This window comes from Bartonella sp. AA23NXGY, assembly GCF_042197165.1.
Lineage (GTDB): Bacteria > Pseudomonadota > Alphaproteobacteria > Rhizobiales > Rhizobiaceae > Bartonella.
Genome location: NZ_JBHIRO010000009.1, coordinates 86,054 through 109,313 on the forward strand (window position 1 = coordinate 86,054; position 23,260 = coordinate 109,313).

The following is a 23,260-nucleotide window of genomic DNA, read 5'->3' on the forward strand; positions in this document are numbered from 1 at the left end:
TCTCTTAAAAAGATTCAACTCAATGTATACTTTAAACCATGTTCTTAAAAGCTATCTGAATAAAAAGAGAATATTCAAAAATAGCGCATATAAATGAACATAACCTATTGAAACATCTCTTTGTAAACTTAACGAAGAATAAAATGCGTCACCTAAAATGATAGAAAAATTCCGCAAAGAATATACATTTTTCATCAAAAAGTCCGTATGTTGCAATATAAGTTTATTCCTAACAGATCTCATTTCTTAAAAACGAGCCGCGCTATACGCAAGGTAATGTTTTTATCGTTCATTTCTTGAAAGCCCCCTACTCTCTACTCCATAACCACCCTTTGCCCTATATCTATTCTTTTGAGACAGAGAAGTATAAAGCCCCAAAGCTAAGAGAAACATTAAACATCGAAAACTTTCTAGATTGTTCAAATTCTTCCTATGTTTTTCTCAAGAAAGTATCCAAGTACAACATGAAGCACCTCCCCCCTTCATTAAGAAGAAAGAGGGAGTTATTAAAATGCACACGAATTCTTTTATTTAAGAATCGAGAAAACTGCGCAATTTTCGTGAACGGCTAGGATGTTTCAATTTACGAAGTGCCTTTGCTTCAATTTGACGAATACGCTCTCTTGTAACTGAGAACTGCTGTCCCACTTCTTCCAATGTGTGATCGGTATTCATCCCTATTCCAAAACGCATCCGCAAAACACGTTCTTCTCGTGGTGTTAATGAAGCAAGAACGCGTGTTGTCGTATCTCGCAGATTAGCTTGGATAGCTGCATCAATTGGTAATAAAGCATTCCTATCCTCAATAAAATCACCCAAATGGGAATCATCTTCATCACCAACAGGCGTTTCGAGAGAAATGGGTTCTTTTGCAATTTTAAGAACTTTTCGTACTTTTTCTAACGGCATAGAAAGCTTGCTAGATAATTCTTCTGGTGTTGGTTCTCGTCCAATTTCATGGAGAATCTGACGCGAGGTACGAACAATTTTATTAATTGTTTCAATCATATGAACAGGAATACGAATTGTACGTGCCTGATCAGCAATTGAACGTGTAATAGCTTGACGAATCCACCATGTTGCATAAGTTGAAAATTTGTAGCCGCGCCGATATTCAAACTTATCCACAGCCTTCATCAAACCGATATTGCCCTCTTGAATAAGATCAAGAAACTGCAAACCACGATTGGTGTATTTTTTTGCAATTGAAATGACAAGACGCAAATTAGATTCTACCATTTCTTTTTTTGCAATTGTTGATTCGCGTTCACCTTTCTGCACCTGCATAACAATCCGACGAAATTCACCAATCGAAATAGCCGTTTCTTGCGCAAGACTTTGTATCTCACTTCGCAGTTTTTGGATTTCTTTTGCTTCACGCACCGAAAACTCTTTCCAACCAGGTGTAGGCAAAGCAGCAATATAATTCATCCAATCTGCGTCCAATTCACGCCCTTGGTATTCTTTTAAAAAATCCTCATGGCCAATGCCATAGCTATTGGCAATCCGTTTCAGCTTACCTTCATTATGAATCAATCTCTTATTAATGTCATAAAGCTGTTCAACCAAAGCTTCGATACGATTTTGGTTTAAAGAAAGAGATTTTACTGCTTGAATCAACTCACCCTTTAATTGAATATATTTCTTCTTCTGAGAAGATGTAAGGGCCCCCTCTTTACGCTCTGCCAAACTGCTTTCAACATGCTGATCTTGTAATTTTCGTAATTTTACATAGGTTTGAGCAATAAAATCTAATGTTTCCATAACTTGAGGACAAAGTTCATTTTCCATTGCAGCAAGCGATAAGTTAACATCGTCCTCGTCCTCTTCATCATCGTCTTCAATGTTTCTCTCTCCTGCGCTCTCCCCCATATTACGTATACCAGAAGACATTTTTTCTTCTACGGTCTTATCAACTTCACTTCGCTCAATAACAGGAGCCTGCTTTGCTTCTGGACCAGCATAAGTCGTTTCAAGATCAATAATTTCACGAAGAAGAATACGCTGCTCTTTTAACTCGTCACGCCAGATAATAAGAGCCTGAAAAGTCAAAGGACTCTCACAAAGTCCTGCAATCATTGTCTCACGCCCTGCTTCAATACGCTTAGCAATGGCAATTTCGCCTTCCCGCGAAAGAAGCTCAACAGCTCCCATCTCACGCAAATACATACGCACCGGATCATCCGTACGATCTGTTACTTCGCGTTTATTCGTTGTCGTTGCAATTGCGTGGCTAGAGGCTTCTACTAAATCACCCCCCTCTACCGTAACTTCTTCTTCATAATTTTCAGGCTCGACTTCATCCTCATCATCCACAACATTAACCCCCATCTCAGAGAACATCGCCAAGATATCTTCAATTTGTTCGGATGTAACCTCGTCAGAAGGAAGAACTGCATTGAGTTCATCCATTGTTACGTAACCATTTTTTTTGGCAAGTTTAATCATTTTCTTGATGGCATCACCAGAAAAATCAAGAAGAGGACTATCCAAACTCGCTTGGTTTGTTACTTCTGCATTATCTTTCTGTTTAACCTTTGTTGCCATACCATAACTCCACTCGATCACTTCACAGTTTCCATGTAACCATAGTTTCCATGTGACCAGTTTTTTTGTTCTCACTAAAATCTACCAATAGTTACTCATATATACTTCCTGTTAAGAGATTACCATTGGAAAGAATACATTTTGTATACGCCCTGACATCCAGACAAACTCGACATCCAGACAAAAACGCGGGAAAACTCCAGAAGTTTCCCCGACACCTCTCAGCCCTTCTGAGATAATCTCTGCACCCTATCGTAAGAACCAATTTCCCGCTTTTCCTAAAATTTACCCGCTTTTCCTAAAATTTAATTGTCATCTTTATAAAAATGTCACTCCACATAAACTTCCTCATCTAAAATTTAAGTGACTGATTCGCATTAAAAAAGCGAATCATTTTATCGTATCTTGTGTATTCCCGTCTATTTTTTCATCCAACCAACTTCCAAATCCTTCAATTAACGCTTCTGTTGCCTGCATCTGCTCCAGCTCATTTTTTACCTCACGAAGCAGATCAAAAACCTCACTCTTAGGATTTTCTACAAGTTGCTCTTCAATATCCTGTAACCTCTTATGTAGGTGGTGTTCTTGAAGATGCAAGTAGACAGCTTGTTTTAATATAGCACGCGCATCTTCTATAGGGGCTCCACCAGGAATAATACGCATACCAATATTTTGCACAAGATGTTTCATACGCTCTAACAGAGCCTTTTGCCCTCTTTTTTCTAAGAACGCAACCATCGTCTCTTTATCATGAAGCTGTTGGTCCCCAAGAATTTCCAACATAGCTTGGTGAAAAATTATCAATTGAGTATTTTTTAATTCTAACTCAGAAAGAATTTCAAAATTTTCATACCACAACTCAGGATAGTAAGCTAAAGTGAGTAAAATCACTGCTTCACGCAAAGGGATAGATTGCGAAGAATTTCGTACTATTTCAGAATTTGCTAACAGAGAAAAGGTTTGATCTTTAAAGGTCCTATTTGGTGAAGATTGACCATATCGCCCTTCCCCCTTTTGTTTTGAAAAAGAGGGACGAAAAAAATCAAAAAGGCGTTTTTTTACATCTTGCAAATAATAACGACGGACATCTTCATCCTTAATCGTAAAAATTTGTTGTTTTAGTTGTTTTTCTAGCGCTGCTCGTGCCTCTGGAATTTCAAAATGCTTTCCATAGGTAGCACGCCACCATAAAAGCTCACTCAAAGGAATAGCTTTTTGCAAAAAAGAAGAAAAAAGCTGTGCTCCACCAGCACAAACAATTTCATCAGGATCTTTCCCTTGTGGCAACAAAACAAAGCGTACACAAACCCCAGCCTTTAAAAGAGGCAACACACGATCAGCAACACGAAAAGCAGCTTTTAAACCAGCATCATCACCATCAAAACACAAAATAGGCTCCTTCCCCATCTGCCATAAAAGCTCAATTTGCGCTTCCGTTAATGCTGTCCCTAAGGGCGCTACAACTCCTTCAAAACCAGCTTTAGTCAATGCAATGACATCCATATACCCCTCAACAACAAGGAGTGAATGAATTTTTTCATCGCCAACAAAGCGACTATTTTTGCGAGCTGCTGCCGCGTTATAAAGTATATTTCCTTTATGAAACAGCACTGTTTCAGGGCTATTGAGATATTTTGCTCGTGTCTCTTTCTCTAATGCACGCCCTCCGAAAGCCACCACACGTCCGCGCAAATCTTCGATAGGAAACATAATGCGATTTCTAAATCGGTCATAAGAATCTGCGCTCTCCTCATGCACTGAGAGAAGCCCACATTCTTCCATTTGCTTTATTGAAATGCCCCGTGCACTCAAAGCTTCTTTCAAAGCTGTACGCCTTACCGGTGCAAAACCAATGCGGAAACGCTCTACAAGCTCTGGTGTAACACCACGTGCATCCAGATAACGACGTGCTTGCGTACCTTCTTTATCGCGTAAATTATATTGAAAAAAATCTGTAGCAATTTTCATCACATCATAAAGGTCAGCTTTTTCCAGTTGACGTTTATGACTTTGTGAATCCAAAATAGGGAGTTTTATTCCCGCAAAATCAGCCAAACGCTCTACACTTTCTGAAAAGTGCAATCCATCAAGCTCACACAAAAAGGTAAAAATATCTCCACTTACACCACAACCAAAACAATAATAGCGCCCTTTATGATCATCACAATGAAAACTTGGCGTTTTTTCACCATGAAATGGACAACAACACCAAAAGTCTCCCCGTGAAGGCTTACTTTTTCGAGGATCAAAATCCACCCGTTGCCCAATCACTGTTGAAATTGGGAGTCTCGTACGCAATTCATTAAGGAAATCGGGCGGAAAACGCATTATCTCTCACAGAGTTTGAAAATTCTTTTTTGCATATTTAACGACTTTAGAGCATAATTCCAATACTTCCTCTTAAGCAGTTGTAAAATTTTAAACCCTCAACTGCATATATTTTTAGAAATGGAGAATAAAAAGTGATCGAATTTATTGCTCAATATCCGTGGTTAGAGGCTATTTCTTGGCTTGTTATTCTTACTATAGCTGCCCTTTTAGTGAACTTTCTAGGACGAAAATTACTTATTCACGGAGCAAAAAAACTCTCTTCTTTTCTCCCCAAAAATACAACGATCGATATTAATAATGCTATTCAATACATAGCGGATATCATTTCAGCTTTTATTCTTTCAATTGGTGTTAATTTTATCTCAACATTGCCCGATGCATTTAGCACTGTCATCAGTAATGTTGCCAACGCCTTCATTATCTTCTTTGTCGTCCTGACAATTTCTTCCTGTCTCAATGTCATTAACATCCTTTACGAACAACGACCAACAGCACGACTAAAACCAATAAAAGGTTATATTCAAATTGCTAAAATTGCACTTTTTGCTGTTGCAACAATTTTAATGGTCGCTACATTGATTGACCGTTCCCCTCTTATTCTCTTCTCCGGTCTTGGTGCAATGGCCGCGGTTCTCATGTTAATTTTTCAAGATACGCTTCTTTCTCTCGTTGCCGGTATTCAAATTTCATCTACTGATATGGTTCGTGTTGGGGATTGGATTGAAATCCCCAATCTCGGTGCCGATGGTGATGTTATTGAAATTGCCTTGCATACTGTTAAAGTTCAAAATTTCGACAACACCATCACCTCAGTTCCTATCCGTAAACTTGTGACCGACCCTTTTAAAAATTGGCGTGGAATGCAAGAATCGGGTGGCAGACGCATCAAACGCTCCCTTTTTATTGATCAATCAAGTATCCATTTTCTCACAAAAGAAGAACAAAAATATCTTTCCCGATTTAATTTATTAGAAAGTTATTTCACGCAAAAAGTAGAAGAAATCGAACAATGGAACGCTCAATTAGATAAAAATCATGATGTCTTAGCCAATACGCGCCGTTTAACCAACATTGGAACTTTTCGTGCTTATGTTTTTGCTTATCTACAACAGCATCTAAACATCAACCCTAATATGACCCTCATGGCACGGCAATTACCTCCTACAGAAAATGGTTTACCCTTAGAAATCTATTGCTTTACGAACACCACCGTTTGGATCGACTATGAACAAATTCAAGGCGATATCTTTGATCACCTTTATTCCATTCTGCCCTGTTTCGGTCTAAAGGTTTTTCAAAATCCAAGCGGTTATGATTTTAATCAAGTATTAAAAGCAAAAGTGAAATAAAAACAATAAACTTCAATTTATTAATTTGAGGCAACCACATTCACAACAACAAAGAAAGAATAAAGTATCATGAATGGTTCATTGGTACTCCTTCATCTTGCCGGCGCTATTTCTTTACTTCTCTGGGCCACACGCATGGTGCGCACAGGAGTTGAACGCGCCTATGGTGACAGACTTAAATATAAAATGTGCCACGTCGTTTCAAAACCATTGTTTGCCGTAAGTTTTGGGCTTTTTACAGCAATGATTTTACAAAGCTCTACAGCAATAACACTCCTCGTTGGCTCTTTCGTTGAATCTGGTTTTGTCTCTGGAGTAGCAGGACTTATGGCTGTACGTGGAGGAGAATTAGGATCAGCAATCGTTGTAAAAATTCTCACCTATGACCTCACTCTTGTTGTACCCTTGTGTCTTTTAATTGGCACTTGTATCTTCATGACAACAGAAAAACGTGAATGGCGTCAAATAGGACGTATTGTCATCGGTATTGGTCTTTTGATTTTATCTTTAGAGATGATAAGTACCGCGACAGAACCTTTACGTGAAAGCGAAATTTTGCCTAGCATCATTCGTTATCTTTCAACCGATCCTATTTCCACTTTTTTGTTGGCTGCTGGCTTAACCTACCTCTTACATTCATCCATTGCAGGAATCATTTTGCTGGTCAATTTTGCCAACTACGATCTTATCCATACGCAACTCTGTGTTGTCATGGTTCTTGGTGTCAACTTTGGCTCTTCTCTTATAGCACCACTTTTAACGCGCAACGCCTCTCCTAATACCCGCCTCGTTCCCTTAGGAAATTTACTCATGCGTGGGGCAGGGTCAATCCTTATACTTATCTTATTTCTCTCCTTTCACCCTCCCATCACATGGCTTGGCAATAACGCCCCTACTCAAGTAATCAACGCCCATATCATTTTTAATGTTTTCATTCTCCTTGCTGGAATACCGCTTTCAAAATGGGTTTTAAAATTAACCACTCAGATCGTGAATATAAGTGCAAAAAAAATGCAAGCCGACAAAACGCTCAATTTATCCGATCAAACAGCTCTTGATGACAGTGTTCTTGATCGCCCAACTCTCGCCCTCTCGAATGTCATGCGTGAAGTCATTCATATTTGTGATCTTGTAGACATCATGCTAGAAAAAATTATGGGACTTTATGAAAAGCCTGATCCCAATATTATTCGTGAACTCAACCAACTCAACACCATATTGGACAAAAAACATATCGCCATCAAACTTTATCTTGCCCGATTAGCGGGACAAAAATTATCTGACGAAGAAGCTCTTCAAACGCAAGAACTTCTAGGCGCCTGTATAAAATTAGACCAAGCAGGCGATATCATTATTCATAATATGTTGATGCTGGTTAAAAAGAAACAACAAAAAGGTTTACAGTTCAGCAGCGAGGGCTGGAGTGACCTCCTTCGTTTCCACGCCATTGTACTAGCCAACGCGCATATAGCATTTAACGTTCTCGTCTCACGTGATACACACACTGCACACCTATTGGTACAAAAAAAAGATCAGCTACGAAACTTAGAAAAAGAGATGAGTTTAAAACATTTTAAACGTCTGCGTGAAGGGGATCTCAAAAATGTAGAATCATCCAGTCTTCATCTCGACACTGTACGCGACCTTAAACAAATCAACTCTCTTTTGACCTCAATGATCTACCCCATTTTAGAAGAACAGGGACTTCTTCAAAGTTCTCGTCTACGCAACCCTGCTGAAGAACAAGCAGAAAAAACTTAAACTTTTCAAATAACTTGAATAAAACACACATCACATCGATTATTCAATTTTGAATATGGTCAAGATATTGATCTAATCAATAATATCTTATTATTCGATAATTTAAATGAGCTTTCTTCATCGTAAGTTTCTTTCATTTAAAATCTATTCATGATGATTTGCTCAAAGTCATTTGCTTGCACATTACAAACAAAGCAGCATGTAGAATAGAACTCTTGAAGAAAGATGTAAAAATGCCTAACCATCTCAAAGCCAAGACTGTTAAACACATAAAGAGTAGGTCAAGAGTATGATAGTTCCAACCTAAACCCGCCTTGTAAAAAGGGAACCGCTTCACAGTAGCAGCGAAACAGAAATACTCTATAAGAAATACAAAACCCCACAAAAATGCAACATTTATATCAAGATTGGTAGAGGTTCAACCTATACAGCCATGCTATAACGTATCAACGAAACAGTTTTCATTTCAAACATCATTGATATCAATTGGCAAGCTCCAAACTTTTAAATATCCATTTTACTTATTGCTTTAATCACAATTGTTTTTTTAATTTAAGAGAGAGATTTAAAAAGCTTATAAATACACTTTATGAGTTCTTAGAACATTTCTACTAATATTTTCTTCTTTTATTCATATTTATCAATTAATTAATTTATTTATAAATTAAAATATGTTGTATATTTATACTTATTAAGTATTATTATTATATAAATGTGAATATTATTTTTATATAAAGGAAAGTAATAAGTAAAATATCTAAAAGAAATATCCTTTCCACTGGTAAAAAAAGGAATAAACCTTGATTTTTACAAAGTTTACTCTAGTTACAATTTAAATTCAGGCAAAGGAGGGTATCATGGAAAATGCAAACATCGGTTGGATTGCTGCTATTATTATCGGCGGGATTGCAGGTTGGGCAGCACAGTATATTATGAAAAGCCAAACAGGAATATTGTTAAATATTATCTTAGGAATTATTGGCGCTGCGCTAGCAAGCTTTCTTTTTAGTCTTTTAGGTGTAAGTTTTGCTGGTTGGCTTGGCTATCTTATTTCAGGTTTTATAGGAGCCTGTATTCTTATATGGATAGGACAAAAAATTCGATCATAGAGTATTTATTTTTTACACCTTTTGGAATTCAATACAAAACTAGGAAACAACGAGCAGAGTTTGAAATATTTTCTTGTAACTTGGTGTTACCAATTTTGATATGATGGTGAGATGCTTAAGCTGCGATTTTAGGCATACACCATCACCGTATTATAAAACGAAATGCAGTAAAGAACTTTATAACGCACCATTTCATACCTATATAAACTTACGCATATCAGGAGAGATATGTTGCGTTATTTTAACGAAATACGAACTGATTTATGTACCACGTGCGCAAATCCAGCTTATCTCACTGTAATAACAATTCATAAGGTTACAAAAATCACTAACGATGATTAAAAATTCTACCGTATAATGCTTAACACCTATACACTCTATCAACAACACCCTTTTTACCAAGAAAACTCGAAGAGCTTTTTTGCATCTTAAGAAATAAAGAGAGACGGCAAGAATAAAATGATAAATATTTTTTCTAATCTATGAAATAAAATAGTATCTAAAATAAATATAAAAATTAAATTATAATTTGTTTTTTAAATTTATTTTTAATAATAAAAATATATAATTAAAAATTAATAATATTAATGCAAATTTATTATAAAATTAATACACATTATGTGATGTAATATTTCAAAATTTTAATAATATAATATATTTTGCAAAAATATATGCATTACTATAAACTTCTTGATTATAAAGAATACGATCTCCTTTACATCTCAATTCAAAAGATTTGAATATCTCTTCTCTTTCTAAAGTATAAAATAAAGTTTTGTTCCTCTTAAAATTTCCTCTTTATATCATCTTGCATAGATGAATTTTTAGCTCTTCTTTATATGCGTTACAAACGAATTTTAAAGCACGAAACATTTTTCCCATTGCTCTCATGCGATAAAGAAATTTCCGTAATGCATTGTGAAAGCACCTTGAACAAAACATAATACTTTATTTTACTTTTTTAAATGAAAATAATCCTATAATATATACTTCCTGCATATCTTCTTTTAAAGACCTTTGCTTTCGATTTTCCCTTTGATATCTTCCTGTTAAAATCTTGCTGCTTTTATACTCCTTGTATTACAATAGAGCTATCTATTTAACCCAACATAACATATGGAATAAGACTTTAGCTGTGGAGTAAAACGATGTCTGATCTTGAAGATTCCATCTTACCACCTCTAAAGTGGTTCTCTGATCAAAATCCTCCAATACCAGAAAATGTTCGCGATTGGCTCATGGAATCGGGCTCAATGACGCTTCGATTAAAGAAATATTGTACCTGCCTCCAAGTTCAACCACAACGCGAATGTTTTATTACGCGAGATAAATTAACAGAAGAAGCAGAGCATCTCCCCGAAAATGCGCGTTATTGGCTACGCGAAGTCATATTAATGGGAGATAATAAACCTTGGCTCCTTGGACGCACTGTAATTCCACAAGAAACCCTCCTACACAATCAAGCCTTGATGCATTTGGGAACTGTACCTCTAGGACATTATTTATTTAACAATGACAAATTAACCCGCGATTACATTCATATTGGTCAACAAGGTGCGCTATGGGCACGCCGTTCCCGTTTGCGGTTAACGGGTAAGCCATTGTTGCTAACTGAACTATTTTTAACAGATTCACCACTGTATCCCCACAAATAGAGGTTACTCATTTTATTCTGCATAACTTATAGATTTCATATAGCTTATAAGGGATTTAATCAGAGAAAAGAATTTCAAAATCATCTCAAGAACACATTAAAAACAAAGACTTCTTTTCAAAATATCCTTTTATTTCATCAACTCAGCTTAAAAAATCTCTTCCCTAGAAAAAACGTTCTAAAATTCTGATTTTCTTATCATTAAAACCAGCACTTGAATTAAAAAGATACACACCATATTGATAAAACCATCTACGTTTAAATTTTTTGCTGAATAATCACTACTCTAAATACGGTAACTCTTTATCAAACAAATGCTTTGAAACAGCAAAAAAGACAATAATACACTCCCCAAAATTGGAAATCTGTATCAATTAGCTTAATCATTCTGTTTTAAAATTTTTAACAGTGCTGACAATAGATCTTTTTAAAAAAGTAAAAACTCTATAATCTTTTTGTTTTTTAATGGTCTAACAGCTTTGAAGAACAGAAAAATATAATACTTAAAAGAATGTTTATTGCTCTATAAGAGCCAAAAAAATTTCGTTGATATCAAAAAGTTATTTTTTTGATAATAGTATGTAAGTACAAGATAAATGACATTTATCAACATCCTACTGATTTACAAAGGCGACGCACAATAAAAAACATTTTCCAATCCCCTTGAATTAACAAGATCTATTGCAATTTTTGACGAAGACTATTGCACACTTTAGAAAAATTCATTTGCCCCGCATACCGTTCCTTAAGCCATGCCATCACCTTACCGATATCGCGTAATTTTTCTGCCTTTGTTTGTGCCAAAGCTTCACAAAGAACCTGTTCTACTTCCATCTCCTTAAGTTGATAGGGAAGAAATTCACGAATAACTTCTATTTCTGCTTGTCCTCTCTCTGCCAATTCCAAGCAACCAGACTCTTTATAGGCTCGCATCAATTCTTCACGCTGTTGAAGCATTTTAGTGAAAACAGACTGTATCTGCTGATCATCCACTTCTAGCTTCCCTTCATCATAATAAAGAATATCACGATCCCTAACTGCAGCATTCATTAAACGAAGTGTAGCAAGACGCGCACTATCTTGCGCTTTCAAAGCAGCCCTAAGAGCCCCATCAATCTGGTTACGCAACATAAATTTATCCAATTTTTGTTCAAGAAGAAGATGCCTTTTAACCAATCTTTATCCATCTTGCAATGGAGAATAAAAAAATAATTAAGGACTCGATCTTCGAAAAGCTAAAACAAGACTTTACCTCTTCATGGAATGTACTTATACTGCCTATTTCAAGCGAAACGTTACCAGAATAATATGCACAGCATCTGCTAAAGGTATGATTTTTGTGTAAAGTTGATCATTATACCTTTCAGAGAATAAGCCATCATACCTTTAGAATAAATTGTGGATACATACTATGATACAAGCGACTTCACCCAGCCACCCTTGGAGTATCAAAAAACCGACAGCCCTCTTAGTCTTAGCAGATGGAACCGTTATTGAAGGCAAAGGAGCAGGTGCTACAGGTATAGCTGAAGCTGAAGTGTGTTTTAACACCGCCATCACAGGCTATGAAGAAATCCTCACAGACCCGTCATACACACAACAAATCGTTAATTTTACTTTTCCTCATATAGGAAATGTAGGGGCAAATAGCGAAGATATTGAAGATCTCTCTCCTCTCAATTGTCATGGTGCTGTTGGCGCTATTTTCAAAGCAGACATTACACATCCCTCAAATTATCGATCCAATGAAAATCTTCATCAATGGCTTAAAACGCGTAAAATTATTGCACTTTGTGGTATTGATACACGTGCACTCACAATTCTTATTCGTGAAAAAGGTGCACAAAATGCTGTCATTGCACACGATGCTAATGGAAACTTTGATATTCCTTCTTTAAAGAAACGTGCGCAAAAATGGCAAGGTCTCGTCAATCTTGACCTTACGAAAGACGTGACATCTCAATCATCAATGCAATGGAATGAAAAACCATGGAGTTGGAATAAAGGATACGGTACAAACAATGTGCACAATCTTCATATCATTGCAATTGACTACGGTATTAAACGTAATATTCTTCGCCTTATGGCAACACAAAAAGCCCGCATTACTGTTGTGCCTGCCCACACAACTGCAAAAGAAATTCTAGCAATGAACCCTGATGGCGTTTTTCTTTCTAATGGACCAGGAGACCCCGCAGCTACAGCTCAATATGCCATTCCAACAATCAAAACATTAATTGATCATAATTTACCAATTTTTGGAATATGTCTTGGTCATCAACTTCTCGCTCTTACGGTTGGTGCAAAAACCGTGAAAATGCACCAAGGACATCATGGTGCCAACCACCCAGTTAAAGACCTTAACACTGGAAAAGTTGAGATTGTATCGATGAATCACGGTTTTGCCGTAGATTCTTCCTCTTTACCACAACATGTTCAAGAAACACATATTTCTCTCTTTGATGGTTCAAACTGTGGTATTCGAATCATTGGAAAACCTGTTTTTTCTGTTCAATATCACCCCGAAGCTTCTCCTGGACCACAAGATAGCCACTACCTCTTTCAGCATTTTAGTGATCTCATTATGAATTATAAAAAAATATCTTAAAATAAAAAGCCTCACCTTTTAACTTCTCTCCTTTAAATTATATCATCTTCCTACGCACAATTATATTATTTTTATACCTACAACTTATTGAATAAATATTCTTATTGATCATTCTAAAACTAAAAAGAGCGCACTGAATAACTTAAATTTTTCTCCCTCCTCTTCTCTTAAGGTCGTATCCATCAAAATCATTGGCTTCTCCCCCCAAGCAAGGTAAGTGTATCGATAAAAACTATTTTTAAAAAGAGTAAAGTGTCTAAACTTCAAATAAGCATTTGATTCACAATACAATTTTAAGCATTCTATTGTGCATGAGAAGCATAACTCCTCCTAAAGAATAAAAAAATTAAAGTGTGAGACAGTGCAACAAATCTCTACTTTTTAAAAGATATTGCCGTAGATGGTTTTGAAAACTGTAAAGTCGAATAAAAAAGTAATCGCAAAACAGAAAACATCTTTTCAATTTTACAACGTTATATTCTTCCAAAATGAGGTTGTCTTTCGATTCCAGAAATGATGCCAACAAATATAAGCAATATTTTACTTCCAATTTGCCATATAAAATTTGGAATTGTTCATACAATACTGATACATCTAACTCAGATACGTTTTAATCTTTTTTTTTCAATATGCTGCTACATTAGCACTGGATATTAATTTGCAAGCAATAGAAAAAATACGGTCTCCCCTATACAAACAATATCACAAAATAAAAAAATTATTTTCACTAAATGAGAAGGATATATCGATATTCTATACAACACTTTGTGAAACAAATATCACAAAAAACTTTCTGCCTATAAAATGATACATTTTGTTTATCTTGTGCATTCTCTAGCAAAATAGTACGTACCAGCCCCTCTCAACAAATTAACGTACCCGCAAGACAAAAATAACTGTCGCAACAACAAGAAGAAAAAAGCCTCCAACAAAAGGAGCACCAGAAAAATAAAACAGTGCATTTTTATCTGTAAAACATTCAAAAAGAAACACATAAAAAACAGAACCAAATGTTAAACTCAACGAAATAACAGATGTCATCGCTCCTTGCAGTTCTCCTTGTACATTTGTCGGTACCTGCGCTGAAGCAATAGCACGTATAGGTGCATGAACAAGATACTCAAGCATAGTACACACACAAACCATATAAACCATCCACCCCTGCGTCGCAAATGTATAACCCAGCATAGCAACAGAGGCAAACAAAAGCCCTACTATAACAATATGCCAATCACTCCATCGTTTAGAAAAATAAGGCAAAATGAGAGCGACTACAATAAATTGGCCTATCCCAAAAACACTATAGGAGAGTCCAATAGAAAAAGAACTCCAATCATAGCGTTCTTTTGCAATGAAAGCCCAAATGCTTAACCATACAGATTCCGCAAACCAATAAAGAAAAAAGACCAATAACACCCAAAGAACCATCGGGTATTGTTTCAGATGCCAAAAAGCACCTAAGGGATTTGCCCGCTTAATATCAAAAAAGCGCCTATTCCATAAAGAAAGGGTTTCTGGAAGCATAACCCAAGAAAAAATAAAATTAATGAGTGAAAAACCAACAGCAAAATAAAACGGAATACGCGGACCAAACTGACCTAAAAAACCACCAATAAACGATCCTAAAATAAACCCCAATGCGGATGCAATGCCTAACAGACCAAAATTGCGTGTACGGGTTTTATCATCAGATATATCCGCAAGATAAGCTGTACAAGTTGCAAAACTAGCGCCACTTATCCCTGACAAAAGACGCCCGATAAATAACATAGAATAGCTCCATGCTATAGCACATATGAGATTATCAAGAGCAAAGCAAATAATAGAGAGAAGCAAAATAGGACGACGACCATAACGATCAGAGAGATTGCCAATAACAGGAGCAAACAAAAACTGCATCACTGAATAAGCTGCAAGTAATTTTCCTCTTTCTACAAAAGATGTACTGACCTCTTTTCCAGTTAATTGAGAAAAATATTCAGGCAAAACAGGACAAATGATCGCAATACAAAGAATATCTAACAATAAAGTGATGAACACTAAAATGAGCCCACGCTGAACAAATTTCGGATTGAGCATTTGGTCTTGCATAACATACACACTATTTTACGCATACAATGACTCCCCCGCTCTCTTTTAACTCCCTTTTCCTTTTAAAAGTATTCTATGCTGTATAATTTTCATATATGAAATAATAACAAATTAAAAATTACAAAAAGAGTCAAGATAAAAATATAAAATTATTTTTTACTTGATATATCATTATCAAAGTATAAAAAATATCTTTTATATTAAATGAAAAAAATACTTATGAGAATAAATCATTAACAATTAATCGTAAGACATAGAATATCAAAATAATTTGATAGATATTATGATTAATTTTATAATACATTATTACAACTTATCATACTGCTAATTTTTAAAACATCAACTCTATTAGATAAATCAATGCCATATAATAATTTAAATATTTAATAATCATCGTAAAATATATTAATACTGTAAAAAATGATTATATTTATTGAATCAATCAATATTATATGTTATTATTACATTAAAATGCTAATAAGCATGAGAAAACAGTTCTTTTAGTACGTGTTGTCCGTGAACTGTTAAATTTAAAAATGGTGTGTAAAATGCAAAAAATATCCCTATTAATTCTCACTTTAATGTTAGTGATAGGACGTGATGTCCAAAATTCTTATTCACAAGAGGGGGGGATAGAAAATAAAATAGAAACACAACAAACAACCAGCGTAGAGCTAGATCCCTATACTTTAAATAAATTAAATGCTCTTCTCAAAAAACGTTCAGAAATAAATGATCACGAAAAAGGAGCCGTGATTGACTTTCTTTCTGAAGCTTTTTTAGGAACACCTTACAAAGCTAATATGTTACATGGCTCAGAAAATACACCAGAAAAACTGATTATTGATTTTAGAAGCTTAGATAACTTCACTTGTATGGATTATGTTGAAGCATTGCGCAAATCAACATCCCAAACAGAATTCATAAATAACGTCATAAAAACGCGTTATATTAACGGTAATGTTGATTTTTTAAATCGGAAACATTTTTTTACGGATTGGGCTTATAGAGAATATAAACTCGCCACTGATATTACCGCTGAAATAAGTCCCCATGCGGTAAAAATAGAAAAATATCTCAACAAAAAAGCTGATGGTGAAAGCTATCTTCCTGGACTTCCAGTTGTGAAACGCACAATAACGTATATTCCAAGTAACTTTATTAATGAAGAGGTTATAAGCCGTTTAAAATCAGGGGATTTCATTGGTATTTATGCAAAACTTGCTGGATTGGATGTAACACATGTGAGTTTCTTTATCATGACAGATAAAGGGCCGATGTTACGACATGCTCCTTCACACAAAGAAAATGAAAAAGTCGTCGATACCCCTTTTATGGATTATGTTGCAAAAACACCAGGAATCGTCGTTTTAAGAGCCCTTGAATAACATCATAGCGATATGAAATAGCTTTTCTATTCTTAATAGATATACTGAAGCTATTCAGATAAACGTCTAACTTTGTATAATCTACACGGATAAAATCATATTTGAAGAATGGCGGTTATAATTACCTTTACTGACTGAAGGCTGAAGGCAAGCAAAACTCTGTTATTTCTTGTATCATACTTTCTTTTCATATGCTCGAGCTAAGAATTATCTATAGACCACCGCCATTCTAATCTTTATGAATATAAAAAATATTTTTTTGCAAGCATAAGTAAAATAAGGTATGTTATGATTATTGTCTCACAAAGTATTTTATATAAAATTTATAATTAAGCTCTATTTCCTCTCGCCCTCAAAAACAAGAGATCTATTCTTGACAGCCCCGTAAACAATACATCTTCTTAAGCCAATTTCAGCGGATAACCATTTCATGTAATTCAATTAAACGCCACCAGCAAGCCTTACTGCTCGGCATTGACCGCGCACTCAAAAAATGCTTAAGAGATCAAATTTTATAGGTCTTATCTCACCACACCTTAAATGACAGTGTACGATAACAGAATAAATCTTGCCTTAAGAGACTCTGTTTAATCTTCCCCTTTATTGATGCAAAAATACAATCAACAAAAGAGCATCATCGTATTTTCAAGAGATATGAGTTGCCACACCGTAAAAAATTAATGTTCGTAACATGACAACCCATTTGAAAAAATCTTTTTATATAAAAGGGATTACCGTTGTACCGGGAGGCAATTTTGCCTCATCTTCAGGCTCGACATGAATAGAAATACGCACATTATCAAATTCTTTTTGAAGAACAGCTTCGATTTTATCACAAATTTTATGTGCTTCACCTACCGGCATTATAGCAGGTACAACCAAATGAAACTCTATAAAAGTAACCCTCCCAGCAACACGCGTCCGCAAATCATGGACCTCAAGCGCACCCGATGCATTTGCAGAAATCAGCTCACGAATCCGCATGCTTTCATTCAATTCAACGCCAACATCCATTAATCCCTGAACAGCATTTCTAATCACCTTCCAGCCCTGTAAGAGAATATTAACGGCAACGATTATCGCTAAAATTGGATCTAAAGCTCCCCATCCTCCGACAAAACCGGCAATTAAACCAATTAAAATTGCAAGCGACGTAAAAACATCAGTTATAAAATGTACTCCATCAGCTTTAAGAGCCGGTGAGCGATGGAGTTTTCCCTGCCCAATAAGAACCATTCCCCACATACAGTTTATGACAGTTGCAATAAGATGAATAACAAGCCATATTCCAGGTTTCTGCAACAATTTAACGGTAGAAAGAGCTATCCATGCTTCTCTTAAAATAACAAATGCCGCAATAATAATGAGTACCCCTTCAAGAATTGCGGAAAAATATTCCGCTTTATGATGCCCAAAGGGATGATCATGATCTGCTGGCTTCATACTCACTTTAACAGCCCACCATGCTGCCAATGACGCAAGGATATTAACGATTGATTCCAATGCATCAGAATAAAGTGCAACCGAACCTGTGATGTGATATGCCCAATATTTCAAAGCAAAAACAATACACGCAATAAAAATAGAGTATAAAGTTAAGCTTTGTATATTGATTTTTACATCCATGAACCTCATCCTTTTCTTCACGAAATAGGGAATTAATATTTTCAACCATATCATTATACTTTTTGCATAACGACGATCTTTCCTCAATATTACAGAAGCTTCATCATACAATAAACGCCTCAGCTCACCATTATTATCGTAAAAACTGCTCAGTTATACGAACAGCACCAATAAATAAAGAAGAGAGAAAATAATAGAGAAAAGAGCTTTCCCAAGAGCAATCAAACACATAACCTTCATTATTAATCGTTTTCTGAATAACTTAAAGCCATCTCACTTCTCATAAACGAAAAACTTGTTTTTGCTCAAATCTATCATGATCATGCATTATTTTTCAGTCTTATGATGTGCATTATAACCCATCTATAAGCCATCTTTGCACCTTAGAAAAAATATCTTAGCACTCTACAGTAACTTTACAGGTCAACAGGATTTTAAAATATGATTTACTGAAAAATTTAGATATAAAAAGAAGAACAATGATTACCCTCAAAAAAAAAGAATCTGGGCATTGGGGACCCAGATTCTTTTCCCTTAAAAACTAAGGGCATACAGAACTTGGGAAATAGCGGGGACCCAAGACACTGCACCCGATACGAGAAAAAATATATGATTCCGTATCAGTATTTTTACATTATACCTATGGTTGCATATTGTCAATACAAATTCTACCATAAGTTTTAAAAAATATTTTTTTATCTCTTCTTTTTAAATAAAACAAATTCTAACATCTGGAAATCATAAGAAAAAAGCACTAAAAATCTCGCATGCATTTGAATATCATAACAATCAATGAAACAGATGATCCACGCCTAAAAGCCTATCATAATATCCGTGAAAAAGATCTTGTTGGACGGCAACATCAATTTATTGCTGAAGGCAAAGTAACATTGTCCGCATTACTACATTCGAAAGAGTTTTCTGCCATCTCACTGCTCATCGTAGCAAACCGTCTCTCTGGACTTCTACCGCTTTTAGAAAAAACACAGCCCCTATGTCCCATTTATTGCGTTCCACAAAAAGTTATGGATAATATCACCGGCTTCCATGTTCATCGTGGTGTTCTGGGTATTGGTAAACGAAAAATACTGCCATCCTTACAAAGTTTTTTACAATATCTTCCAGAAAAAGCTTTGATTCTTGTTTTATGTGGTATCTCGAATCACGATAATATGGGATCAATTTTTCGTAATGCAGCAGCCTTTGCCAGTAATGGCATTATTGTCGACAAAACCTCATGCGATCCACTTTATCGCAAATCAATAAGAGTTTCTGCCGGCGCTGCTTTAAAAGTACCCTATACGCAAAACGCTGATATAGATGACATTATAGCTGCTCTAAACGATGAAAACTTTCATCTTTATGCACTCTCCCCTTCTGCCTCACACACTCTCAAACAAGCCAACAAAAGCAAAAGAATAGCACTTATTTTTGGAACAGAAGGCGATGGCTTACCACTCCACATACTAAAACAATCAAACACCTTACGTATTCCCATGACTGACGGTTTTGACAGCCTTAATGTTGCCACAGCCTCAGGTATTGCACTTGCTCATTTTACCAACTTTGACCACTAAAGATGATAACACTTCAAGTTATAGAACATACCTAATGTTGTATGTTATCTACCAGCCTCCAATAATATTGCCGTTCCCTAGCCTTTGAAAGCATTGATAAAAAACATTTTTACATTTTTTTCATCACTTTCCACACCCTAACCCCGCTTATGACGTGCAGAAGATATAATTTTGATGGATTCAATCATAAAACAAACTTTCAATGAGAAAATCTTCCGGAAGTCTCTCATTCAAGTTTAAGATTAAAAAATATCATTATAAATCAATTTACTATGCTTTATAAAGCTGTTGTTTTTAGTTCTGAGGAAACAGGATCTTTTGTTTCGAGATTGCATAAAACGCGCTTCAACATCATTTCAGTATCAGCTGCACGTTCTGAATGTGTTACAAATCCTCCCCCAAGAATACGCGCCTCATGACCATTTCCATCATAAAGAACGCAAGCTTGCCCTGGTGCCACACCATTTTCACATTCCAATAAATCAACGGAAAAAATACCTTCTTTATAATGTAAGCGCGCAAGGTGAGGAGGACGCGTTGAACGCACCTTTACAGCCACCTCAATACCTTGAGAAGGGAAATTATATAACGACTCATCACCAAGCCAATTTACATCACGTAAAAAAAGCTTATGCGTTTCTAACATTTCACGCGGTCCAACAATAACACGTGCATTTTCCACATCGAGATAAACCACATAAAGCGCTTCACCCGTTGACACCCCAATACCACGACGTTGACCAACCGTATAATTAACAATTCCCGAATGTTTACCTAAAATCTTTCCATCAATATGGACAATAACGCCAGGATTAGCTGCTTCTGGACGCAGTTTTGCGATAACATCTGAATATTTTCCTTGTGGAACAAAACAAATATCCTGACTATCATGCTTATTGGCAACCACAAAGCCCATTTCTGCTGCCATTTCACGAACGCGGGCTTTTGGAAGATCACCAAGTGGAAAACGCAAATAATCAATCTGTTCTTGTGTCGTTGCAAAGAGAAAATAACTCTGATCACGATCATTATCGAGAGGACGAAAGAGTGCTCGATGCGCTCCGTGGGAACGCGAACGAATATAATGTCCCGTAGCCAAAGCATCTGCTCCCAATTCGCGTGCCGTTGTTAATAAATCAGCAAACTTAACCGTTTGATTACATGCAATACATGGTACTGGGGTCTCTCCATGAGCATAACTTTCTGCAAAAGGATCAATAACAGCTTCGCGAAAGCGCTTTTCATAATCAAGAACATAATGCGGTATTCCTAGTGTTTCTGCAACGCGGCGTGCATCCTCAATATCTTGTCCTGCGCAACACGCCCCCACCCGATGCGTTGCTTCCCCATGATCATAAAGCTGCAACGTAATGCCAATAACATTATACCCTTCCTTTTTCAAAAGACCTGCAACAACCGATGAATCAACCCCCCCCGACATTGCAACAACAATGCGAGAATCCTCAGGTTGTCCTGGTAAATCAAGACTGTTTAAAAACATGTATTCATTCTCTATTTAATGCTCTGTTTAATGGCTAGCCATATGTTGACATTCTGATGCACGCTCTTTAGCACTTTTACACGATTGATTGCCTTTATATTATTTTTTTATCCTTTCCACAACCATAGGCATTACTTTCTTAAAAGCTGCTGCAAACAAAAAAAGAATGATAGAAATAAGGCATAATGGTAATCGTTTAGGAGAAAACCTTTTTTCTCTTTTGAAAAATCCGGTAAAATATTGCAAGAATCTCTTCTACACACTTCAACTTGAGCTTCTTTTTACATACCCAATCACTTTATTAATTTTTTCTTTCAGCGCTTTTAGCTCTTTTTTAAATTTCATGCTCTATAAACGAATCAAGTCCTTGACTAAAGGTAGAGGATACGAATGAGCAACTTGATAAAAACACAAATGAAATATGTTATTGGGCCAGATGGAAGTCCGCTTACAATTGCCGACCTACCGCCGCAAACAACACGGCGCTGGGTGATTCGTCGCAAAGCTGAAGTTGTTGCGGCTGTCAGAGGTGGATTGTTAAGTCTTGACGAAGCGTGCCACCGTTATACTTTGACCGTAGAAGAATTTCTTTCATGGCAAAGTTTAATCGATGAACACGGTTTAGCGGGATTACGAACGACCAAGATTCAACACTACAGGCATTAAGTTGCCATTGATTAATAACATAAAGCAATCTATAAAACAGCCAAACTTGATAAAAGTTTGGCTGTTTTATACTATATCCAAAAGATAAACCTGAAAGAATGGATTTTTCAATAATTGCTTTTATCATCCAGCCATTAAATTAGCCAACCATTGAATTAGATTGAATCAAAATATCCTTATCATCCGCAGCAATCTTCTTTTCTCGTGCTTCCAAAAGCTGTGCACGTTGCAGCTCTGTATTAGCTTCATGGAGAGCAATTTCAGCATTTGTTTTTTGAAGTTCTAAATCACGAATTGAATTGATCAGATTATCACGTCTTTGCCGCGCTGCACGCGCAAAAGCAGAATAAGCAAAATGGTGAACATCATTGTTTCCAGATTTACGTTCTTCATGAGTAATCTGTGCTTCCAACTCTAACACCATTCGTTCAAATTCTGCGATCATCATCTCAAGCTGTGCAATTTCACGGCGCTTTCCACGCACTTGAAACATCCTCAATCGCACCATATTTTCTCGTGGCTTCATACTCACTACTCCTTGATTGCGCCAACTCAAAACTCGCATTCACACCCAATAAATATCTTTTAGTTATATATCTATCCGACAAAAACAGTCTATTAACTTGAAATTATAATAATTTTTGCCTTGCATTAAAGCATCTGAAAATACAATCTGCTTTAAAGAGCAATAACTATTTCTTTAACTTTTCCCCCATTATAAACTGAAGAGGTTTAAAGCTCAGTAAATAAACACTGAAATTATAAAAAAGTAATTTATAAAGCTCTTTTACAAATTTTTTTAAGTTAAAGTTTATAGAAAAAGCCCTCCTTTTTTATTATGTTAAAAAATATAGGATTTTTCTAAAATAATTTTGTAGCCTCTTTCAAAAATAAAAATATTTTGTTAACCACTATCATGGATAGTGGGGAATTTAGTAGTGATTGTTACGCGTACTACTGAAATGTTCATAAACGCTTTGTTATAAGTGTTTGATTTAATGAATTGTTTTTATAACAGTGGTTTTGCTAACTGATATAAAATAGAAATGCTC

The 23,260-nt window shown here is 35.9% G+C and carries 15 protein-coding genes; 8 read left to right on the forward strand and 7 right to left on the reverse strand.

Translation table 11 applies throughout. The annotated features are described in order from the left end of the window. Positions 1 to 531: 531 nt before the first annotated feature. Together rpoD and dnaG are read right to left on the reverse strand one after the other, a co-directional pair. Entirely contained in the window at positions 532 to 2,547 is a 2,016-nt protein-coding gene (gene rpoD, locus ACFINY_RS06345) for an RNA polymerase sigma factor RpoD (protein ID WP_375700936.1), read from the reverse strand. Between the two features lie 390 nt (positions 2,548 to 2,937). Then, positions 2,938 to 4,875, reverse strand: coding sequence for a DNA primase (dnaG, locus tag ACFINY_RS06350; RefSeq protein WP_375651033.1), 1,938 nt, complete (start codon positions 4,873 to 4,875; stop codon positions 2,938 to 2,940). Positions 4,876 to 5,009: 134 nt separating this feature from the next. Between dnaG and ACFINY_RS06355 the strand changes: the two genes are divergently transcribed. The 4 genes from ACFINY_RS06355 to ubiC all read left to right on the forward strand — a co-directional run bounded on the left by ACFINY_RS06355 (position 5,010) and on the right by ubiC (position 10,752). Beyond that, complete coding sequence (locus tag ACFINY_RS06355) at positions 5,010 to 6,227, forward strand: mechanosensitive ion channel family protein (protein WP_375638344.1); 1,218 nt, start codon at positions 5,010 to 5,012, stop codon at positions 6,225 to 6,227. A 69-nt stretch (positions 6,228 to 6,296) separates the two neighbouring features. Further along, entirely contained in the window at positions 6,297 to 7,988 is a 1,692-nt protein-coding gene (locus ACFINY_RS06360) for a Na/Pi cotransporter family protein (RefSeq protein ID WP_375611968.1), read from the forward strand. Positions 7,989 to 8,845: 857 nt separating this feature from the next. After that, on the forward strand, positions 8,846 to 9,097 hold the full coding sequence (locus ACFINY_RS06365) for a GlsB/YeaQ/YmgE family stress response membrane protein (RefSeq protein ID WP_375611967.1): 252 nt from the start codon (positions 8,846 to 8,848) through the stop codon (positions 9,095 to 9,097). Positions 9,098 to 10,245: 1,148 nt separating this feature from the next. After that, complete coding sequence (gene ubiC, locus ACFINY_RS06370) at positions 10,246 to 10,752, forward strand: chorismate lyase (RefSeq protein WP_375611966.1); 507 nt, start codon at positions 10,246 to 10,248, stop codon at positions 10,750 to 10,752. A 677-nt stretch (positions 10,753 to 11,429) separates the two neighbouring features. On the opposite strand, the gene ACFINY_RS06375 is transcribed toward ubiC, so the two are convergent. After that, positions 11,430 to 11,927 (reverse strand): GatB/YqeY domain-containing protein, encoded by a 498-nt coding sequence (locus ACFINY_RS06375; RefSeq protein ID WP_375611965.1) that lies wholly within the window; start codon positions 11,925 to 11,927, stop codon positions 11,430 to 11,432. A gap of 235 nt (positions 11,928 to 12,162) precedes the next feature. Here ACFINY_RS06375 and carA point away from each other — a divergent pair, with 235 nt between their 5' ends. Continuing rightward, positions 12,163 to 13,359 carry a glutamine-hydrolyzing carbamoyl-phosphate synthase small subunit gene (carA, locus tag ACFINY_RS06380; RefSeq protein WP_375611964.1) on the forward strand — a complete coding sequence of 399 codons (1,197 nt, stop codon included), beginning with the start codon at positions 12,163 to 12,165 and terminating at the stop codon, positions 13,357 to 13,359. An 870-nt stretch (positions 13,360 to 14,229) separates the two neighbouring features. Here the strand turns inward: carA and ACFINY_RS06385 are convergent. Further along, a complete protein-coding gene (locus ACFINY_RS06385) occupies positions 14,230 to 15,450 on the reverse strand; it encodes an MFS transporter (protein WP_375611963.1) in 1,221 nt (406 codons plus the stop codon). 548 nt (positions 15,451 to 15,998) lie between these two features. Here ACFINY_RS06385 and ACFINY_RS06390 point away from each other — a divergent pair. Then, positions 15,999 to 16,838 (forward strand): DUF1460 domain-containing protein, encoded by an 840-nt coding sequence (locus ACFINY_RS06390; protein ID WP_375611962.1) that lies wholly within the window; start codon positions 15,999 to 16,001, stop codon positions 16,836 to 16,838. Positions 16,839 to 17,555: 717 nt separating this feature from the next. On the opposite strand, the gene ACFINY_RS06395 is transcribed toward ACFINY_RS06390, so the two are convergent. Beyond that, the gene (locus ACFINY_RS06395; RefSeq protein WP_375700933.1) at positions 17,556 to 18,464 is read right to left on the reverse strand and encodes a cation diffusion facilitator family transporter; all 909 of its coding nucleotides are present in this window, start codon (positions 18,462 to 18,464) and stop codon (positions 17,556 to 17,558) included. A 767-nt stretch (positions 18,465 to 19,231) separates the two neighbouring features. Between ACFINY_RS06395 and ACFINY_RS06400 the strand changes: the two genes are divergently transcribed. Beyond that, positions 19,232 to 20,041 carry a TrmH family RNA methyltransferase gene (locus ACFINY_RS06400; protein WP_375611960.1) on the forward strand — a complete coding sequence of 270 codons (810 nt, stop codon included), beginning with the start codon at positions 19,232 to 19,234 and terminating at the stop codon, positions 20,039 to 20,041. Positions 20,042 to 20,318: 277 nt separating this feature from the next. Here ACFINY_RS06400 and mnmA read toward each other — a convergent pair whose 3' ends face one another. Next, positions 20,319 to 21,542: a tRNA 2-thiouridine(34) synthase MnmA gene (gene mnmA, locus ACFINY_RS06405; RefSeq protein WP_375700934.1), complete on the reverse strand. Its 1,224-nt coding sequence runs from the start codon at positions 21,540 to 21,542 to the stop codon at positions 20,319 to 20,321. A 390-nt stretch (positions 21,543 to 21,932) separates the two neighbouring features. Between mnmA and ACFINY_RS06410 the strand changes: the two genes are divergently transcribed. Continuing rightward, positions 21,933 to 22,208, forward strand: coding sequence for a DUF1153 domain-containing protein (locus tag ACFINY_RS06410; protein WP_273790817.1), 276 nt, complete (start codon positions 21,933 to 21,935; stop codon positions 22,206 to 22,208). A gap of 139 nt (positions 22,209 to 22,347) precedes the next feature. On the opposite strand, the gene ACFINY_RS06415 is transcribed toward ACFINY_RS06410, so the two are convergent. Next, on the reverse strand, positions 22,348 to 22,734 hold the full coding sequence (locus ACFINY_RS06415) for a flagellar export protein FliJ (protein ID WP_375606932.1): 387 nt from the start codon (positions 22,732 to 22,734) through the stop codon (positions 22,348 to 22,350). Between the last annotated feature and the right edge of the window lie 526 nt (positions 22,735 to 23,260).

Bases quoted from the DNA above. Each gene is read 5' to 3' on its own strand.
- ACFINY_RS06365 (WP_375611967.1), top strand. From the start codon at position 8,846: ATGGAAAATGCAAACATCGGTTGGATTGCTGCTATTATTATCGGCGGG.
- ACFINY_RS06415 (WP_375606932.1), bottom strand. From the start codon at position 22,734: ATGAAGCCACGAGAAAATATGGTGCGATTGAGGATGTTTCAAGTGCGT.
- mnmA (WP_375700934.1), bottom strand. From the start codon at position 21,542: ATGTTTTTAAACAGTCTTGATTTACCAGGACAACCTGAGGATTCTCGC.
- rpoD (WP_375700936.1), bottom strand. From the start codon at position 2,547: ATGGCAACAAAGGTTAAACAGAAAGATAATGCAGAAGTAACAAACCAA.
- dnaG (WP_375651033.1), bottom strand. From the start codon at position 4,875: ATGCGTTTTCCGCCCGATTTCCTTAATGAATTGCGTACGAGACTCCCA.
- ACFINY_RS06360 (WP_375611968.1), top strand. From the start codon at position 6,297: ATGAATGGTTCATTGGTACTCCTTCATCTTGCCGGCGCTATTTCTTTA.
- ACFINY_RS06395 (WP_375700933.1), bottom strand. From the start codon at position 18,464: ATGGATGTAAAAATCAATATACAAAGCTTAACTTTATACTCTATTTTT.
- ACFINY_RS06410 (WP_273790817.1), top strand. From the start codon at position 21,933: ATGAGCAACTTGATAAAAACACAAATGAAATATGTTATTGGGCCAGAT.
- ACFINY_RS06400 (WP_375611960.1), top strand. From the start codon at position 19,232: ATGCATTTGAATATCATAACAATCAATGAAACAGATGATCCACGCCTA.
- ubiC (WP_375611966.1), top strand. From the start codon at position 10,246: ATGTCTGATCTTGAAGATTCCATCTTACCACCTCTAAAGTGGTTCTCT.
- ACFINY_RS06390 (WP_375611962.1), top strand. From the start codon at position 15,999: ATGCAAAAAATATCCCTATTAATTCTCACTTTAATGTTAGTGATAGGA.
- ACFINY_RS06385 (WP_375611963.1), bottom strand. From the start codon at position 15,450: ATGCAAGACCAAATGCTCAATCCGAAATTTGTTCAGCGTGGGCTCATT.
- carA (WP_375611964.1), top strand. From the start codon at position 12,163: ATGATACAAGCGACTTCACCCAGCCACCCTTGGAGTATCAAAAAACCG.